Source organism: Citrobacter sp. U14242 (assembly GCF_046555775.1).
GTDB lineage: Bacteria > Pseudomonadota > Gammaproteobacteria > Enterobacterales > Enterobacteriaceae > Citrobacter.
In genome coordinates, this window is the sequence record NZ_JBKGLW010000008.1 from 126,608 (window position 1) to 143,027 (window position 16,420).

The following is a 16,420-nucleotide window of genomic DNA, read 5'->3' on the forward strand; positions in this document are numbered from 1 at the left end:
AACTGAGCACTTATTCTACTCTCCAGGGGAACTATGGAAACTCGACGCGACGAGCGTATTGGTCAATTACTGCAGGCGCTGAAACGCAGCGATAAATTACACCTTAAAGAAGCCGCGACACTGCTGGGTGTATCAGAAATGACCATTCGTCGCGATCTGAATAATAACACGGCCCCGGTCGTATTGCTTGGGGGCTATATTGTTCTGGAACCCCGTAGCGCCAGCCACTATTTAATCAGCGATCAAAAATCCCGCCTGGTTGATGAAAAACGCCGGGCAGCGCAGCAGGCAGCCAGCCTCGTCCAGGCGCATCAGACCGTTTTCTTCGACTGCGGAACAACAACGCCCTGGATCATTGAAGCGATCGATAATGAATTACCGTTCACCGCAATCTGCTATTCACTGAATACGTTTCTGGTGTTGCAGGAGAAACCGCAGTGCCGCGTCATTTTATGTGGCGGCGAATTCCATGCCAGTAATGCTATTTTCAAGCCACTCGATTTCCAGGAAACCCTGAATAATGTATGCCCGGATATCGCTTTTTATTCCGCAGCCGGCGTGCATATCGATAAAGGCGCAACCTGTTTTAACCTTGAGGAATTACCGGTTAAACACTGGGCGATGTCGATGGCGCAGTATCATGTTCTGGTGGTTGATCACAGCAAGTTTGGGAAGGTGCGCCCCGCGAGGATGGGTGAATTAAAACGCTTTGATACCATCATCAGCGATAACCGCCCGGATGATGCGTTTGTCGAGTACGCCAAAGCGCAGCATATCAAGTTGATGTACTAAATTTGTGCCGGATGACGGTGCTATCACATCGTCATCCGGCATCAGAAATTAAGAGAACCAGCCACCAAACCACTGGTGGAATTTCATCATAACGAAGTCCCACATCCGGCTAAAGAATCCCCCCTCTTCCACCGCTTCCATCACCATCAACGGACGCTGTTCAATAGATTTTCCGTTCAACTGGAAGTCGATTGTCCCCACAACCTGGCCTTTCTTCAGTGGCGCGGTCAGTTGTGGCTCTGTCAGAGTAAAGCTCGCCTTCAGGTTTTTCAGCTGACCGCGCGGAATGGTCACAGACCCACCTTCCCCAGCGCCCAGATTGACTTCACTCTTATCACCAAACCAGACACGTTGGGTAACAAAGGTGGCGTCCGGTTTAATCGGCGTAACGGTTTCAAAGAAGCGGAAACCCCATGTCAGCAGCTTTTCGGATTCATTAAAGCGAATGCGATCGGTTTTTGCCCCCAGCACGACGGAGATCAAACGCATATCGCCCTGTGTCGCGGATGCAACCAGGTTATAACCGGCTCCCGCCGTGGTGCCCGTTTTCATACCATCCACATTCAGGTTGGTACTCCACAGCAGGCGGTTACGGTTTGGCTGGCGAATTTTATTAAAGGTGAACTCTTTCTCTTTATGAATGGCGTATTCTTCCGGCACATCGTGGATTAACGCTTTACCCAACAATGCCATATCACGCGCGGTACTGAACTGCCCCGCGGCATCCAGACCGTGTACCGTCTGGAAGGTCGTGTTCGTCAGCCCCAGTTTTTGCGCATAGCCGTTCATCAAACCAATAAACGATTCCTGGCTTCCGGCAACATAATCAGCGAGCGCAATACAGGCATCATTACCAGACTGAATGATCACGCCTTTGTTCAGATCGGACACCGCAACCTGATCGCCAGGCTTGAGGAACATCACCGAAGAACCGCGCAGGGCCGGATTACCGGTAGCCCAGGCATCTTTCCCGACGGTAACCATGTCATTCAGATTAATTTTCCCGGCTTTTAGCGCCTGACCGACCACATAGCTGGTCATAATCTTGGTCAGACTGGCGGGATCCAGTTTCTCATCGGCATTACCTTCCGCCAGCACTTTGCCGCTGGCGTAATCCATTAAGATCCACGCACGTGCGTCAACGCTCGGCGGGGCCGTTGGTTGTTCCGCCGCCTGTACGGTCGGCGCAAAAAGGATTAAGAGTGCTGAACCTGCAGCAAGGCTGCGTAGGGAAGAGAAGTATTGCGTCATAAATGCCACCCGAGTATCCATTCCAAAAAACCACGTCATACCACACCGTGTTTACACAAAACCGGCCAAGTTGCCTCAGCCAACCATACAGAAAAGTTCTGATGGATGACGTGTAAAATAAGTGCGGTGAGTAATAACGCACTAACGAGCTTAAAGAAACCGTAAGTTGGTAAAGTTTTTAAAGTTTATGCAATAACGCTGCGCTGTGCTGCTCTCATCACGATTTTTTTGCGCCTTGTTGCGTAAATATTAGGTTTACCCCACCATGTGAGCGAGTCAGATAGAGAATGCGGCCATAAAGCTGCTCAATTAATTTACGGGGTTACTATGATTACACTGTGGGGTCGCAATAATTCGACCAACGTAAAAAAAGTATTGTGGACACTCGAAGAACTGGAACTGCCGTACAGTCAAATTCTGGCTGGCGGACAGCATGGCGTAAATCATGACGCAGACTATCTGGCGATGAACCCTAACGGGCTGGTTCCACTGCTACGCGATGACGAAACAGATGTCTTGCTGTGGGAATCAAATACCATTGTCCGCTACCTGGCGGCCCAATACGGGCAAAAACGACTGTGGGTTGACGCCCCGGCGAAACGCGCCGAGGGCGAAAAATGGATGGACTGGGCTAACCAGACGCTGAGCCCTGCACATCGGGTTATCTTATTTGGTCTGGTCAGAACCCCTGCCGATCAACGCGATCAGGCAGCCATCGAGGCCGGTGCGAAGGTCTGTGATAACCTGTTTGCCATTCTCGACAACGCACTGGCCGACCGGGCGTGGTTCTCTGGCGCTGAATTTGGCACTGCGGACATCGCCGTCGCGCCGTTCATCTATAACCTGTTTAATGTCGGCTTGAGCTGGACGCCGCGCCCTCACCTGGAACGTTGGTATCAACAGCTCACCGAACGCCCCGCATTCCAGAAAGTCGTGATGATCCCGGTCAGCTAATCCAATCAGGGACTCACTTTCAGTAATTCCCCGTCGGACTCGTCGGTTAATACATACAAATAACCGTCTGGTCCGACGCGCACATCGCGGATTCGCTGCCCTCTGTCATGCAAAATACGCCCGTCTTCCGTCACTGTATTGCCTTTCACGCTTAACACAATCACCCCCTGTTCTTTCAGCGCGCCAATAAACAGTTTGTGTCGCCACTGTGGGAACGTATCGAGGTTATAAAAAGCCATCCCACTGACTGCAGGTGATTTTTCCCAGTAAAAGATAGGCTGCTCAGTGCCCGCCACAATTGTGCCTTTTGCTTCGGGGATGTTGAAACCACTGTAGTTAACACCCCATGTCGCGATTGGCCATCCATAGTTTTTACCTTTCTCGGGGATATTGATCTCATCTCCGCCACGCGGACCATGCTCGTTGAGCCACAACGCATTACTCCAGGGGTTCATCGCCATCCCCTGCGGATTACGGATCCCATACGACCATATTTCAGCCCGCGCGCCAGTCTGGTTCACAAACGGGTTATCCGGTGGAATTTTGCCCTCATCCGTTAGTCGAACCACTTTGCCCTGTAATTTATCCAGTTCCTGAGCGGTTATACGCTGGTTATTCTCGCCAAGGCCGATAAACAGATAACCTTTGCCATCAAATACCATACGCCCGCCAAAATGGTTCCCGGTTGATAACTTAGGCATTTGGCGGAACACCGTCTGGAACCCCTGCAAGTGTTTACGATCGTCACTTAACCGCCCGTAGCCCACTGCTGTCCCGGCTCTCCCTTCACTGTCAGCTTCCGCAAAGCTAAGCCACACCCGCCGGGATTGTGCAAAATCCGGCGCTAACACCACATCGAGCAAGCCGCCCTGGCCATGCGCCCAAACCTTAGGTACGCCAGTCAGTGGGTCAGAAAGCCCCTTATCGGGTTGCCAGAGCCGAAGTTGCCCTCCTCTAAGCGTAATCAGCATACTGCGATCATCCGGTAAAAAGGTCAGCGACCACGGGTGGTCGAGTTTGGTTTGCAGGACCTCCACCCTGACGGCAGCGGCATAGGGGGAAAGCAACGCTAATGAGGCAACACAGAGAAAGAGTCGACGCATAGCACCTCCTTAATGGCTCTGCTTAAAGCGTAGCCAGCAAGGGGAATTGTTACGCCACTTTTACATAATCTTAACGAAAAGGGGGAGCGCCCTCCCCCTGGTTCAGATGTGTTCCAGCGTTGAATAAGCTTGCAAACTCTGGATACTCAGCGTCAGCGTTGTCAGGCAGTTTTCCAGTTTCTCTGCGTTAACGGCAATAAAGTTCGGACAATCATGATGTCCACTCATCAGACAAACAGCGGTGGCGGCTAACGCCCCTTCAGCACGACGAAGGGCATTCCACTCTTCCTGATCAAGATGCATACCGTGGCGCTGTGATTGATCGTGCAATTCGCGATTCAGTTCAAAAAAGTTATCACGCAGACGATCGCTCTCGCTGACTGACATATAGCCTTTCGCTTTTCTCAACAGCAGATAAGCGGCAAGATCGATGCGGGCGTTTATCAATTTGTTGAGAAGATCGGTTCTCAGTCTGTCAACAACCATACCTTGTTCCTCCTCTTTCCAACCATGGTGCAACTTAATAGTATGGTTGTTTTTTGAACAAATTGATGCTCTACATCAATAAAGCCTAATTGATTAACATAATTTACAATGTTACAACCTTCGGCATGATGCCGGTGTTGCACTTACGCAAAACATCTCGTTTCTGGCGCACCGAACATTTTTTGCTATACCTGAAGTGATTACTGCCATAGCGCTGATTATGAGGGATTTATGTCAAAAGCAAGTGATGCAGAAAAAATACGCACACTATCCAAAATAGATCTGAATTTGCTGACAATTTTCTGTTTGATCTATAGCGTTGGCAGTATTTCCAGAGTCGCTGACATGCTTAACATTTCGCCTTCTGCCGTCAGCCAGTCACTACGAAAACTGCGAGAAATGATGGGCGATAATCTCTTTGTCCGTAGCGGAAATGCGCTGTTACCGACCGTCTACTCTGATGAACTTTATGACAATACGATCCCAATTATCGACAAACTATCGGCGCTGATGCCGCTTTCCTCTCCGGCGGCGAAAAAAAGGCTAACGCTGTATACTGAGTCATTTATTTCCCCGATTGTTATTCCCGATGTCACAGCCAGAATAATCAATACCGATGCGGATATCAGTCTCCTGCACCTCACCGCTGATTTAAACGAGCAGAGCATTGTTGAGCTATTAAACATGCGCCAGGCTGATGCGGTGTTTTCAACATTTTCCGTTGAGTCAGGAAATATCACCTGCCAGAAAATATCTGATATGCGGCTGGTCCTTGTAGCCTCGCAGAATAATGTATTATACGGAAATGCAATGACAGAGGAGCAGTTCAGAAGTGCCAACCTGGTGGGCTACAATACCAAGAATGAAAAAATAATTTACCACCGGAGTATTGTGGATAAAAAATTCAGAACCGGTGAACGTTGTCTGCTTACCTCTTCTTTTACGGCCATACTCACTATTGTGTCCACAACCCAATGCTTAGGGGTGATCCCGGAAAAGGTATTTGAAACACACGCGCATCTGTATGGTCTTAAAAAGATAAACACACCATTTCCATTACCGCAATTTAGTGTATTTTCTTCTTTACGCAAAGATGGTCCAGCCCATCAAATACTGTCACCCATTCTGGCTGATTTACAAACAACCTCCCGGTGATAAAATCCCGGGAGGCCAGATGCCGCCATTAATAACTACACGCGGATTTTAGCGATACGCCAGATATGGTCAGCATATTCCTGTACCGTTCTGTCCGACGAGAAATACCCCATATTAGCAATATTATGCATCGTCTTTGTCGTCCACTCGCGGGGATAACGATATAATTCATCCACCGAATCCTGGCAGTCCACATAGCTGCGGTAATCCGCTAATACCTGATAGTAGTCGCCAAAGTTGATTAACGAATCCAGTACATCTTTGTAGCGTCCGGGCTCTTGCGGGCTGAACATCCCCGTGCCAATTTGCGTCAGTACCTGATGTAACTCCACATCGTTTTCAAAAATACAGCGCGAGTCATAGCCATCGCGACGCAGCGCATCAACCTCACTCGCCGTATTACCAAAGATAAAGATGTTATCTTCCCCAACGTATTCACGCATTTCTATATTCGCGCCATCCAGCGTACCGATTGTTAGCGCCCCATTCAGCCCAAACTTCATGTTGCTGGTACCGGATGCTTCCGTCCCGGCCAGGGATATTTGTTCAGAAAGATCGGCTGCCGGAATGATCATTTGCGCCAGGCTGACGCTGTAATCCGGGATAAACACCACCTTCAGCTTGCCGCCGATTTGCGGATCGTTATTCACCAATCTCGCCACATCATTAATTAAGCGAATGATCTGTTTCGCCATGTGATAGGACGACGCCGCTTTTCCCGCAAAGATATTCACACGCGGAACCCAGTTGGCATCCGGTGCCGCTTTAATGCGGTTGTAGCGAGTAATGACATGGAGCACATTCAGTAACTGCCGCTTATATTCATGAATACGCTTCACCTGCACATCAAACAACGCACCAGAATCCACCACCACCCCATACTGTGTTGCAATATGGTGCGCCAGTCGCTGCTTGTTTGCTCGTTTCGCTCGATGTACCGCCTCATTCACCGACGGATAATCAATATACTGCTTCAACTCGCCCAACTGCATTAACTTAGTCCGCCAGCTATCACCGATATTCTCATCCAGCACTTTTGCCAGCGGAGGATTAGCCAACGCCAGCCAGCGGCGAGCCGTGACACCATTGGTCACATTGGTGAAACGCAGCGGAAAGATGCGTGCAAAATCAGCAAACAGCGATTCCGTCATCAATTTGGAATGGAGTGCCGACACGCCGTTTACCTTATGACTGACCACGACTGCCAGCCAGGCCATGCGCACCACACGACCATGAGATTCATCAATGAGCGATACACGTTTCAACAGCTCACTGTCATCACGATATCGCTCCTGCAACGTCTTCAGAAAGCGATCGTTAATGTCGAAAATAATCTGCAAGTGACGCGGCAAAATTCGACTCAGCATCTCGACCGGCCATGTCTCCAGCGCCTCACTCATCAGCGTGTGATTGGTGTACGAAAAAATCTGACAGGTCACATCAAACGCGTTATCCCAACTGAACTGGTGATGGTCAATCAGCAGACGCATCAGTTCCGGAATCGCCAGGACCGGGTGAGTATCATTGAGGTGAATCGCAATTTTATTCGCCAGATTATCGTAAGTCCGGTGTAACTGGTAATGGCGACTCAGGATATCCTGAATCGTTGCCGAGGCCAGAAAATAAGCCTGCCGTAAGCGCAATTCACGTCCTGCATCGGTGGAGTCATCCGGATACAGGACCCGTGAAATCCGATCAAAGTGGTATTTATTTTCCACTTCAGTTACAAAGTCATCATGTGGATTTAATTTCCCGACATTGACCTCACTATTCACCTGTACATTCCACAGCCGCAGCGTATTCGTCGTGTCGGTCGCATAGCCGGGGATAATCTGGTCATGTGCGACAGCCAGAATATCCTCGGTTTCAATCCAGCGGGCTTTATTCCCCTCCAGTTGCACGCGTCCGCCAAAACGCACTTTATAATGCGTATTATGACGTTTGAACTCCCATGGGTTCCCGTATTCCAGCCAGTAGTCCAGAGACTCTTTTTGAACACCATCAATGATATTTTGTTTAAACATACCGTAATTGTAGCGGATACCGTAACCGCACCCAGGTAAGCCCAGAGTTGCCAGCGAATCAAGGAAACAGGCCGCCAGACGACCAAGGCCGCCATTCCCGAGCCCTGGGTCATTCTCTTCGTCGATCAGCTCTTCCAGATCCAGCCCCATGGCCTCAAGCGCGCTCCGGACTTCATCATATAAACCCAAAGAGAGTAGTGCATTGGAGAGCGTGCGGCCGATGAGAAACTCCATTGACAGATAATAAACCTGGCGGGCATCCTGAGAGAATTGTGCCCGATTAGAGCGGTGCCACCGCTCTACCATTCGATCGCGTACAGCATATAACGTCGCATTCAACCACTCCCTTTTCGTGGCAATTGCGGGATCTTTACCGATAGTAAATAAAAGCTTATTAGCAATATCATCTCTCAGCTTATCAACATCAGAATCCGGGGCAACCGGAAGCGGTGAAATATACATATGAACATTACCTTTCATAATATTGTAGGATACGTAACAGACAGGTGAATTATTTAAAATCTGCTTTGCGAGCGTCAGCTTTATTTCGAATTACTTCATGACTGGCGAGGAAACTTAACTCCGACATTAATACCCGCCAACTCAGTCCCGTAGCCAGAGAGATATAATATAAACTCACTCCGTTAGCATACAGTGTTTTAGCCATTTCAAGTTTCGACTTTAAAACAATTTCTTTCAAAATAAACCTCATTAATAACGCTCGACGAGATAAAATTTACGATAATAAGTTTATATAGCCAAGAAGCGGCACTTAAAGCCGGAATTAGACTCGCTAAACACCTTTCACTAACAGAAACACGTTATGAGTATTCTCTGCGTGTTATGCCGATCAGATATAGATGTAGTGTGAAGGCATCTGTATAATCCCCCGATTACGAGCAATGTACAGTATAAGAAAATGGCAAAAATTGGTTTTATATCACTAGGTTGTCCGAAAAACCTCGTCGATTCTGAGCGCATCCTGACCGAACTTCGTACCGAAGGCTATGATGTTGTGCCAAGTTACGACGATGCGGATATGGTTATCGTTAACACCTGCGGCTTTATTGACAGCGCAGTTCAGGAGTCACTGGAAGCCATTGGCGAAGCGCTGAACGAAAACGGCAAAGTGATCGTCACTGGCTGTCTGGGCGCCAAAGTCGATCAGATCCGTGAAGTCCACCCGAAGGTACTGGAAATTACCGGACCGCACAGCTACGAACAGGTTCTGGAGCACGTGCATCACTACGTGCCGAAGCCAAAGCACAACCCGTTCCAGAGTCTGGTTCCTGAGCAAGGTGTCAAACTGACCCCGCGCCATTATGCCTATTTGAAGATTTCTGAAGGCTGTAATCACCGCTGCACATTCTGCATTATTCCATCCATGCGTGGTGATCTGGTGAGCCGTCCGATTGGCGACGTTCTTAGCGAGGCTAAACGTCTGGTCGATGCAGGCGTGAAAGAGATTTTGGTGATCTCCCAGGATACTTCTGCTTACGGTGTGGATGTGAAGCATCGTACCGGTTTCCATAACGGCGAGCCGGTTAAAACCAGCATGGTTGACCTGTGCGAACAGTTGTCGAAACTGGGCATCTGGACCCGTCTGCACTACGTCTATCCTTATCCGCACGTAGATGATGTGATCCCGCTGATGGCGGAAGGGAAAATCCTGCCGTATCTGGATATCCCACTACAGCACGCCAGCCCGCGTATTCTGAAACTCATGAAACGTCCGGGTTCTGTGGACCGACAGCTGGCGCGTATTAAACAGTGGCGTGAAATCTGCCCTGAACTGACCCTGCGTTCAACGTTTATTGTTGGCTTCCCGGGCGAAACCGAAGAAGACTTCCAGATGCTGCTCGACTTCCTCAAAGAAGCGCGTCTGGACCGCGTCGGCTGCTTTAAATACAGTCCGGTAGAAGGAGCAGGAGCCAACGATCTGCCAGATCAAATCCCGGAAGAAGTAAAAGAAGAACGCTGGAACCGCTTTATGCAGCTGCAGCAGCAGATCTCTGCTGAACGTTTGCAGGAGAAAGTAGGCCGCGAGATTCTGGTCATCGTTGATGAAGTTGACGAAGAAGGCGCGATTGGTCGAAGTATGGCTGATGCTCCTGAAATCGACGGTGCGGTATATCTGAATGGCGAAACCAACGTGAAGCCTGGCGATATCATCCGCGTGAAAGTCGAAAACGCAGATGAATACGACCTGTGGGGCACGCGCGTTTAAATAATCGTAACCTCACCGTAGGCCGGATAAGGCATTTATGCCATCATCCAACAATGCCTGATAAGATGCTAACGCATCTTATCAGGCCTACGCGTTATCCTTTGATCTTCGGATCCAGCGCGTCGCGCAACCCATCCCCCAGCAGGTTAAACGCCAGCACCGTCAGGAATATCGCCACCGCCGGGAAAATCGCCACGTGGGGCGCGATCACCATATCAGCCCGCGCTTCATTGAGCATGGCTCCCCATTCCGGCGTCGGCGGCTGTGCCCCTAACCCCAGGAAAGACAGACTTGCGGCAGAAATTATTGACGTCCCGATACGCATGGTGAAAAAAACCACGATTGAAGAGACCGTACCCGGCAAAATATGGTTAAAGATAATGGTCGCGTCGCTGGCACCAATGCTGCGTGCTGACTCAATAAATGTTTGTTGCTTAAGAACCAACGTATTGCCACGAACCAGTCGCGCAAAAGCCGGAATAGAAAACACCGCAACCGCAATAATCACATTCGCAATCCCGCTTCCCAGCACCGCCACCACTGCTATTGCCAGCAAAATCCCTGGAAAGGCAAACAGTACGTCACAGATACGCATAATCAGCCGATCCCACCAGCCTTCGTAATATCCGGCCAGCAGGCCCAGCACCGTGCCAATCGCCGCACCAATAAAGACGGCAAAGACCCCGGCCGCCAGCGAAATTTGTGCGCCAACCAGTACGCGGCTAAAAATATCCCTGCCTAACGAATCCACGCCAAACCAGTGCAGCATCGACGGTCCATCATTCAGCCGGTCGTAATCGAAGTAGTTTTCAGCATCAAACGGCGTCAGCCAACGGGCAAAGATGGCCACCAGGATCAGGGCCAGCACAAATAACCCCGCGATCATCGCAACATGTTGACGACGAAAACGACGCCAGAACTCATGCCACGGCGTACGTATTTGCTCTGGCTTAACGAGGGGCATCGCATTTAAAATCGCCTGTCGGCGCCAGTTAAAAAATCGCATCCTTACTTGTACCTGATAGCCGGATTAATGGCGGCATAGAGCACATCCACCACTAAGTTGATAAGAATAAACTCCAGGGAAAACAACAGCACTTCGGCCTGGATCACCGGATAGTCACGCATTTCAACTGAGTCGACTAACAATCGCCCAAGTCCAGGCCAGTTGAATACCTTCTCAACCACAATCGAGCCACCCAGCAAAAAGCCAAACTGCAGCCCCATCATCGTGACAACCGGGATCATCGCGTTACGCAGACCATGTTTTAGCACTACCCAGGTTTCGCTCACCCCCTTCGCCCGCGCGGTGCGCATATAGTCCTCGCTAAGCACATCGACAAACGAGGCGCGGGTAAAACGGGCGAGTACCGCCGCCACCGCCGCCCCTAGCGTGATTGAAGGAAGAATGTAGTGCAACCAGGTATCCGCGCCTACAGTCGGTAGCCAACCCAACTCCACAGAAAAGACCTGCATTAACAGCATACCAAGCGCAAAGGCCGGGAAAGAGATCCCGGTGACTGCAAGCGTCATACTCAACCTGTCAGGCCAGCGGTTGCGCCAAACGGCGGCAATGATCCCCGCCGTCATACCAAACAAAACCGCCCACGCCATGCTGGCGATCGTCAGCCACAACGACGGCATAAAACGGCTGGCAATCTCATCGGCAACCGGACGGCGAGAAACCATCGAGGTACCGAAATCGCCTTGTAATACGTTGGTCATGTAATGCCAGAACTGAACGTGCAGCGGCTGATCCAGGCCCAACTGCCGACGTACCAACTCAATCACCTCTGCATCGGCCTCCGGCCCGGCAATAAGCCGCGCCGGATCGCCGGGTAGCAAGTGAACAAACAAAAACACCAGCACCGCCACAATTAACAGCGTCGGAATCAACCCCAGCAGGCGCTTGAAAACATAGTTGAGCATCAGACTCCCTTCGCCGGCCCCATCCACGCAGGGCCGAATGAATAGCTTATTTCAAATCCGCGTCATCAAAACTAAACCCGGTGTCAGGCATGATCCAGAATCCGGTCAAATTCGTACTGTGCGCCGAGATCAGTTTCTCCACCACCAGCGGGATCCACGGCGACTCTTTCCAGATAATATCCTGCGCGTCTTTGTACAACTGCGCTTTTTGCGCCGGATCGTTAGTCTGCAATGCCGCCGTTAAATCCTTGTCCACCTGCTTGTTACTGTAGAACGCGGTATTAAACAAGGTTGGCGGCCAGTTCTGTGACGCAAACAGCGGCGACAACGCCCAGTCCGCTTCGCCCGTAGACGCCGACCAGCCGGTGTAGAACATCCGTACCCCGCTTTCTTTCTGCGCCTTGCCCTCGACTTCTGCGGCCCGCTGCCCGGCATCCATCGCCGTGACCTGAGCCTTCACGCCCACCTGCGCCAGCTGCTGCTGGGTAAATTGCAGCACTTTCTGCGCGGTGCTGTGGTTATGAGATGACCACAGCGTGGTGGTAAAGCCGTTGGGATAACCCGCTTCTTTCAGTAATTCGCGTGCTTTTGCCGGATCGTAAGGCCACGGCGTGTAGCTTTGCGCATAGGCTATCGATGGCGGAAGAACGCCAGTTGCCGGCGTGGCATAACCCGCAAACGCCACTTTAACCAACGCCTGACGGTTGATGGCATAATTCAACGCCTCGCGCACCTTCGGATTATCGAACGGTTTTTGCGTGACGTTCATGCTGATATAACGCTGCATAATAGACGGGCTGGCGACCAGTTCCAGGTTTTTATTCTTCGCCAGTAACGCTGCCTGCTCGTACGGAATTGGGAAAGCAAACTGCGCTTCCCCGGTTTGCAGCATTGCCGCACGCGTATTATTGTCCGTTACCGGACGCCAGGTAATCGTATCAAGCTTTGGCAATCCTTGCTGCCAGTAGCCCGCGAACTTCTTAACTTTGACAAAGTCGGTCTGATTCCAGGTTTCAAGCTGGTACGGCCCCGTCCCTACCGGATGGAAACCGATCTCTTTCCCGTATTTCTCCAGCGCGGCCGGAGATATCATCGCCGTCGCCGGATGCGCCAGAATATTGATAAAGGCAGAGAATGGCTGCTTCAGTGTAATTTTCACCGTAGCGGGATCAACAACCTCGGTTTTATCGATATTCTTATACAGGTTATAGCGTTTAAGGTGATTTTCCGGATTGCTGGCGCGATCAAGGTTGGCTTTTACCGCAGCCGCATTGAAGTCAGTCCCATCCTGAAACTTCACGCCCTGTCGCAGTTTTACGGTGTAAGTCAGACCATCATCAGAAACGGTATAGCTTTCCGCCAACACATTTTTCAGCTTCATCTCTTTATCAAGGCCAAACAGTCCCTGGTAAAACGACTTGGCTACCGCCTGCGACAACGTGTCGTTGGCATCATAAGGGTCGAGCGTGGTGAAATTAGACCCTACCGCAACGACCACATCTTTGGCAGCCCAGGACGGGGATGCAGCCAGCGCAGAGGCAACCCCCAGAGCAACCAGCCATTTACGAGCAACAATTTTTGTCATGTTATTCTCCTTAACCCTGCCTGTCTGTCATAAACGCGAAAGCGCATTTTCCGCTGGCGCACGCGCAACATAATGCCCCGGTCCTACTAACTGTAGTGAAACCGGGGGGATCTCTTCACCGCGTTTGCGGATATTACTGGGGATATCATCCGACAACAGTACGCGCTGTGGTCTTTGATGCGATGGATCGGCAACCGGGACTGCCGCCATAAGTTTTCGCGTGTAGGGATGCTGTGGATTTTCAAACACCGCCCGTCGGGTGCCGATCTCAACAATCTGCCCCAGGTACATCACCGCCACGCGGTGACTAATGCGCTCCACCACCGCCATATCGTGGGAAATAAACAGGTACGCAATTCCCATTTCCCGCTGTAGATCGAGCAACAGGTTAATAATTTGCCCACGAATTGAGACATCCAGTGCCGAGACGGACTCATCGGCAATGATCACTTTTGGATTGAGCGCCAACGCCCGGGCTATACAGATACGTTGCCGCTGACCGCCGGAAAATTCGTGCGGATAGCGCCAGGCGTGCTCAGGTAGCAACCCGACACGCTCCAGCAACCACGCGACCCGTTTTGTCGCCGCATCGCCTTGTAACAAACCGTGCACCCGCAATGGCTCTAAGATGGAATATCCCACCGTCTGGCGCGGATCGAGCGACGCATAAGGGTCCTGGAAGATAAACTGGATATCCCGACGCAGCGGCTGCAACTTGCTGGCGGCCAGGGTATCAATGCGTTGTCCATTGAAGAAAATCTCCCCACGTTGGGACTCCACCAGACGCAGCAATGCCCGTCCGGTCGTTGATTTACCGCAACCCGATTCGCCAACCAGTGAAAGCGTTTCGCCTGGCCAGAGATCAAAACTGACGTTTTCCACCGCATGCACCTCGCGGGTCACGCGATTAAGGATGCCGCTACGCAGGGGAAAACGTGTCACCAGGTTGCGAACCTGCAGAATCGGGTCTCCCTCAACCACCGTATCCTGCTCGGTTTGAGGTTCAACATGATGAGGATCGTGCAGAGAAATAAGCGGGAAGCGTCGCGGAAGGTCATGCCCGCGCATCTCACCAAGTTGCGGCACAGCCGCCAGCAGCGCTTGCGTGTAAGGATGCTGAGGAGCATGAAAAATTTGCGCAACGCTGCCCGTTTCGACCGCTTCGCCCTGGTACATTACCAGCACACGGTCAGCGATATCTGCCACCACCCCCATATCGTGGGTGATAAAAATGACACCCATCGACATCTCTTGCTGCAGCACTTTTATCAGTTGCAGGATCTGCGCCTGAATAGTGACGTCCAGCGCCGTTGTCGGCTCATCAGCAATCAACACCGCCGGTCGGCATGATAGCGCCATGGCAATCATCACTCGCTGGCGCATTCCGCCGGAAAGCTGGTGTGGATAGCGCGATAAGATGGCCTTCGATTCGGGGATTCGAACCTGGTCAAGCATGCGCTTGGCTTCCACCATTGCCTCTTCGCGACTGGCTCCCTGGTGTAGACGGATGGACTCAGCGATCTGCTCACCGACGGTAAACACAGGGTTGAGCGACGTCATCGGCTCCTGAAAAATCATCGCGATATCCGCGCCGCGAACATGGCGCATCTGTGCTGCGCTCTGCTCACCGAGTTCAATCACCTGCCGATTGCGCCGCCGTAGCAGCATCGCATCACAGCTTACCTCGCCGCCCGCCTGTTCAATCAGACGCATCAGCGACAAGGCCGTTACCGATTTTCCGGAACCGGATTCGCCAACAATCGCCAGCGTTTCTCCACGTTTCAGGCGAAACGACAGATTTCGTACGGCGCTGATACGCTGCTGCTCTTGTTCGAAGGCGATATTCAGGTTGCTGACGGCCAGTACATCACTGACATCAAGCTCATCACTGTGTGGCAACACTCTCTCCTTTTTCCCGATAAATTCCGGTGGTTGGCGTATCGCCAGCGTATCCCCATGCGCGGTACATACCTTCACTGTTAAACGGCAAAGCCACATTCCCTTCATGATCGATAGCAATTAATCCGCCGCTGCCGCCCAGCGCCGGCAACTTTTCCATCACCACGCGCTCGCACGCCTCTGACAGACTCAGGCCGCCATAATCCATCAGCGCCGCAATGTCATAGGCCGCCAGCGCGCGAATGAATACTTCTCCGGTTCCCGTACATGAAACCGCAACGTTGGCATTGTTGGCATAGCAACCCGCGCCAACCAAAGGACTGTCGCCCACCCGCCCCGGTAATTTGTTGGTCATTCCGCCAGTCGACGTCGCCGCAGCCAGATTGCCGAAAACATCCAGCGCCACCGCGCCAACGGTGCCCATTTTGTTGTTTTCGTCCAGCGGTGTGCCGCTATGATCAAGTACCGTTTTACCCTCAGCACGCGCCACCAGCAGTTGCGCATAGCGTTCAGGGGTAGAGAAAACATCAGCAGAAACCCGTTCCATGCCCTGTGCAATCGCAAAATTTTCCGCCCCTTCGCCAATCATCATGACGTGAGGGCTGCGTTCCATCACCAGACGAGCCGCGAGGATCGGGTTACGCAGATGACTGACTCCGGCAACAGCACCGGCTTGCAGGGTATTACCATCCATGACGCAGGCATCCAGTTCATGGGTTTCATCACGGGTATACACAGCGCCAATTCCGGCGTTAAACAAGGGGCACTCTTCCAGTAGGCGTACAGCCTCAGTGACAACATCCAGCGCGCTACGGCCCGCTTCCAGCATACGTTGACCGGTTTCAACGATATCTGACAGCGCCTGTATATAACGCAACTCCTGCTCCTGGCTTAGCTCTGCGCGGGTTATTGCCCCAGCGCCGCCGTGAATTGCAATGACTGCTTTGCCCATTTTTTCATCCATTAAGGTGGCAGGTAACGGGGTTATAAATATCAGAATTTCGGTGAGTTATTG

Annotated in this window: 13 protein-coding genes; 4 read left to right on the forward strand and 9 right to left on the reverse strand. The window is 51.5% G+C overall.

Features of this window, described 5'->3' with window-relative positions; translation table 11 throughout:
- The first annotated feature begins 33 nt into the window (after nucleotides 1-33).
- Nucleotides 34-792, forward strand: coding sequence for a DNA-binding transcriptional repressor DeoR (gene deoR / locus ACLJXE_RS14735; protein ID WP_048212169.1), 759 nt, complete (start codon nucleotides 34-36; stop codon nucleotides 790-792).
- Nucleotides 793-840: 48 nt separating this feature from the next.
- Here deoR and dacC read toward each other — a convergent pair whose 3' ends face one another.
- Complete coding sequence (dacC, locus tag ACLJXE_RS14740) at nucleotides 841-2,043, reverse strand: serine-type D-Ala-D-Ala carboxypeptidase (RefSeq protein WP_137384369.1); 1,203 nt, start codon at nucleotides 2,041-2,043, stop codon at nucleotides 841-843.
- Nucleotides 2,044-2,370: 327 nt separating this feature from the next.
- Between dacC and ACLJXE_RS14745 the strand changes: the two genes are divergently transcribed.
- Entirely contained in the window at nucleotides 2,371-2,997 is a 627-nt protein-coding gene (locus ACLJXE_RS14745) for a glutathione S-transferase family protein (RefSeq protein ID WP_048212170.1), read from the forward strand.
- Between the two features lie 5 nt (nucleotides 2,998-3,002).
- Here ACLJXE_RS14745 and ACLJXE_RS14750 read toward each other — a convergent pair whose 3' ends face one another.
- Both ACLJXE_RS14750 and bssR read right to left on the reverse strand, forming a co-directional pair.
- Nucleotides 3,003-4,100, reverse strand: a complete 1,098-nt coding sequence (locus tag ACLJXE_RS14750; RefSeq protein WP_410751262.1) for a PQQ-dependent sugar dehydrogenase — start codon at nucleotides 4,098-4,100, stop codon at nucleotides 3,003-3,005.
- Nucleotides 4,101-4,202: 102 nt separating this feature from the next.
- Nucleotides 4,203-4,586: a biofilm formation regulator BssR gene (gene bssR, locus ACLJXE_RS14755; RefSeq protein WP_286628255.1), complete on the reverse strand. Its 384-nt coding sequence runs from the start codon at nucleotides 4,584-4,586 to the stop codon at nucleotides 4,203-4,205.
- A 231-nt stretch (nucleotides 4,587-4,817) separates the two neighbouring features.
- On the opposite strand from bssR, the gene ACLJXE_RS14760 reads away from it, so the two are divergent.
- Nucleotides 4,818-5,741: a LysR family transcriptional regulator gene (locus tag ACLJXE_RS14760; protein WP_410751263.1), complete on the forward strand. Its 924-nt coding sequence runs from the start codon at nucleotides 4,818-4,820 to the stop codon at nucleotides 5,739-5,741.
- A gap of 35 nt (nucleotides 5,742-5,776) precedes the next feature.
- Here ACLJXE_RS14760 and glgP read toward each other — a convergent pair whose 3' ends face one another.
- The gene (gene glgP, locus ACLJXE_RS14765; protein WP_410751264.1) at nucleotides 5,777-8,227 is read right to left on the reverse strand and encodes a glycogen phosphorylase; all 2,451 of its coding nucleotides are present in this window, start codon (nucleotides 8,225-8,227) and stop codon (nucleotides 5,777-5,779) included.
- 457 nt (nucleotides 8,228-8,684) lie between these two features.
- Between glgP and rimO the strand changes: the two genes are divergently transcribed.
- Complete coding sequence (rimO, locus tag ACLJXE_RS14770) at nucleotides 8,685-9,992, forward strand: 30S ribosomal protein S12 methylthiotransferase RimO (RefSeq protein ID WP_271449699.1); 1,308 nt, start codon at nucleotides 8,685-8,687, stop codon at nucleotides 9,990-9,992.
- Between the two features lie 94 nt (nucleotides 9,993-10,086).
- On the opposite strand, the gene gsiD is transcribed toward rimO, so the two are convergent.
- Genes gsiD through iaaA form a run of 5 tightly spaced genes read right to left on the reverse strand, consistent with a single transcriptional unit; the run spans nucleotide 10,087 to nucleotide 16,357 of the window.
- Nucleotides 10,087-10,998, reverse strand: a complete 912-nt coding sequence (gene gsiD / locus ACLJXE_RS14775; RefSeq protein ID WP_005123642.1) for a glutathione ABC transporter permease GsiD — start codon at nucleotides 10,996-10,998, stop codon at nucleotides 10,087-10,089.
- A 2-nt stretch (nucleotides 10,999-11,000) separates the two neighbouring features.
- Nucleotides 11,001-11,921 carry a glutathione ABC transporter permease GsiC gene (gene gsiC / locus ACLJXE_RS14780; protein ID WP_410751265.1) on the reverse strand — a complete coding sequence of 307 codons (921 nt, stop codon included), beginning with the start codon at nucleotides 11,919-11,921 and terminating at the stop codon, nucleotides 11,001-11,003.
- A 46-nt stretch (nucleotides 11,922-11,967) separates the two neighbouring features.
- Entirely contained in the window at nucleotides 11,968-13,506 is a 1,539-nt protein-coding gene (gsiB, locus tag ACLJXE_RS14785) for a glutathione ABC transporter substrate-binding protein GsiB (RefSeq protein ID WP_410751266.1), read from the reverse strand.
- 27 nt (nucleotides 13,507-13,533) lie between these two features.
- Nucleotides 13,534-15,405: a glutathione ABC transporter ATP-binding protein GsiA gene (gsiA, locus tag ACLJXE_RS14790; protein WP_410751267.1), complete on the reverse strand. Its 1,872-nt coding sequence runs from the start codon at nucleotides 15,403-15,405 to the stop codon at nucleotides 13,534-13,536.
- On the reverse strand, nucleotides 15,392-16,357 hold the full coding sequence (gene iaaA, locus ACLJXE_RS14795) for a beta-aspartyl-peptidase (protein WP_286628261.1): 966 nt from the start codon (nucleotides 16,355-16,357) through the stop codon (nucleotides 15,392-15,394). Before iaaA ends, gsiA begins: the two co-directional genes overlap by 14 nt.
- Between the last annotated feature and the right edge of the window lie 63 nt (nucleotides 16,358-16,420).

What these genes read in the sequence shown, in the direction of transcription:
- deoR (WP_048212169.1), top strand. Translation starts at nt 34, where the DNA reads ATGGAAACTCGACGCGACGAGCGTATTGGTCAATTACTGCAGGCGCTG.
- dacC (WP_137384369.1), bottom strand. Translation starts at nt 2,043, where the DNA reads ATGACGCAATACTTCTCTTCCCTACGCAGCCTTGCTGCAGGTTCAGCA.
- ACLJXE_RS14745 (WP_048212170.1), top strand. Translation starts at nt 2,371, where the DNA reads ATGATTACACTGTGGGGTCGCAATAATTCGACCAACGTAAAAAAAGTA.
- ACLJXE_RS14750 (WP_410751262.1), bottom strand. Translation starts at nt 4,100, where the DNA reads ATGCGTCGACTCTTTCTCTGTGTTGCCTCATTAGCGTTGCTTTCCCCC.
- bssR (WP_286628255.1), bottom strand. Translation starts at nt 4,586, where the DNA reads ATGGTTGTTGACAGACTGAGAACCGATCTTCTCAACAAATTGATAAAC.
- ACLJXE_RS14760 (WP_410751263.1), top strand. Translation starts at nt 4,818, where the DNA reads ATGTCAAAAGCAAGTGATGCAGAAAAAATACGCACACTATCCAAAATA.
- glgP (WP_410751264.1), bottom strand. Translation starts at nt 8,227, where the DNA reads ATGTATATTTCACCGCTTCCGGTTGCCCCGGATTCTGATGTTGATAAG.
- rimO (WP_271449699.1), top strand. Translation starts at nt 8,685, where the DNA reads ATGGCAAAAATTGGTTTTATATCACTAGGTTGTCCGAAAAACCTCGTC.
- gsiD (WP_005123642.1), bottom strand. Translation starts at nt 10,998, where the DNA reads ATGCGATTTTTTAACTGGCGCCGACAGGCGATTTTAAATGCGATGCCC.
- gsiC (WP_410751265.1), bottom strand. Translation starts at nt 11,921, where the DNA reads ATGCTCAACTATGTTTTCAAGCGCCTGCTGGGGTTGATTCCGACGCTG.
- gsiB (WP_410751266.1), bottom strand. Translation starts at nt 13,506, where the DNA reads ATGACAAAAATTGTTGCTCGTAAATGGCTGGTTGCTCTGGGGGTTGCC.
- iaaA (WP_286628261.1), bottom strand. Translation starts at nt 16,357, where the DNA reads ATGGGCAAAGCAGTCATTGCAATTCACGGCGGCGCTGGGGCAATAACC.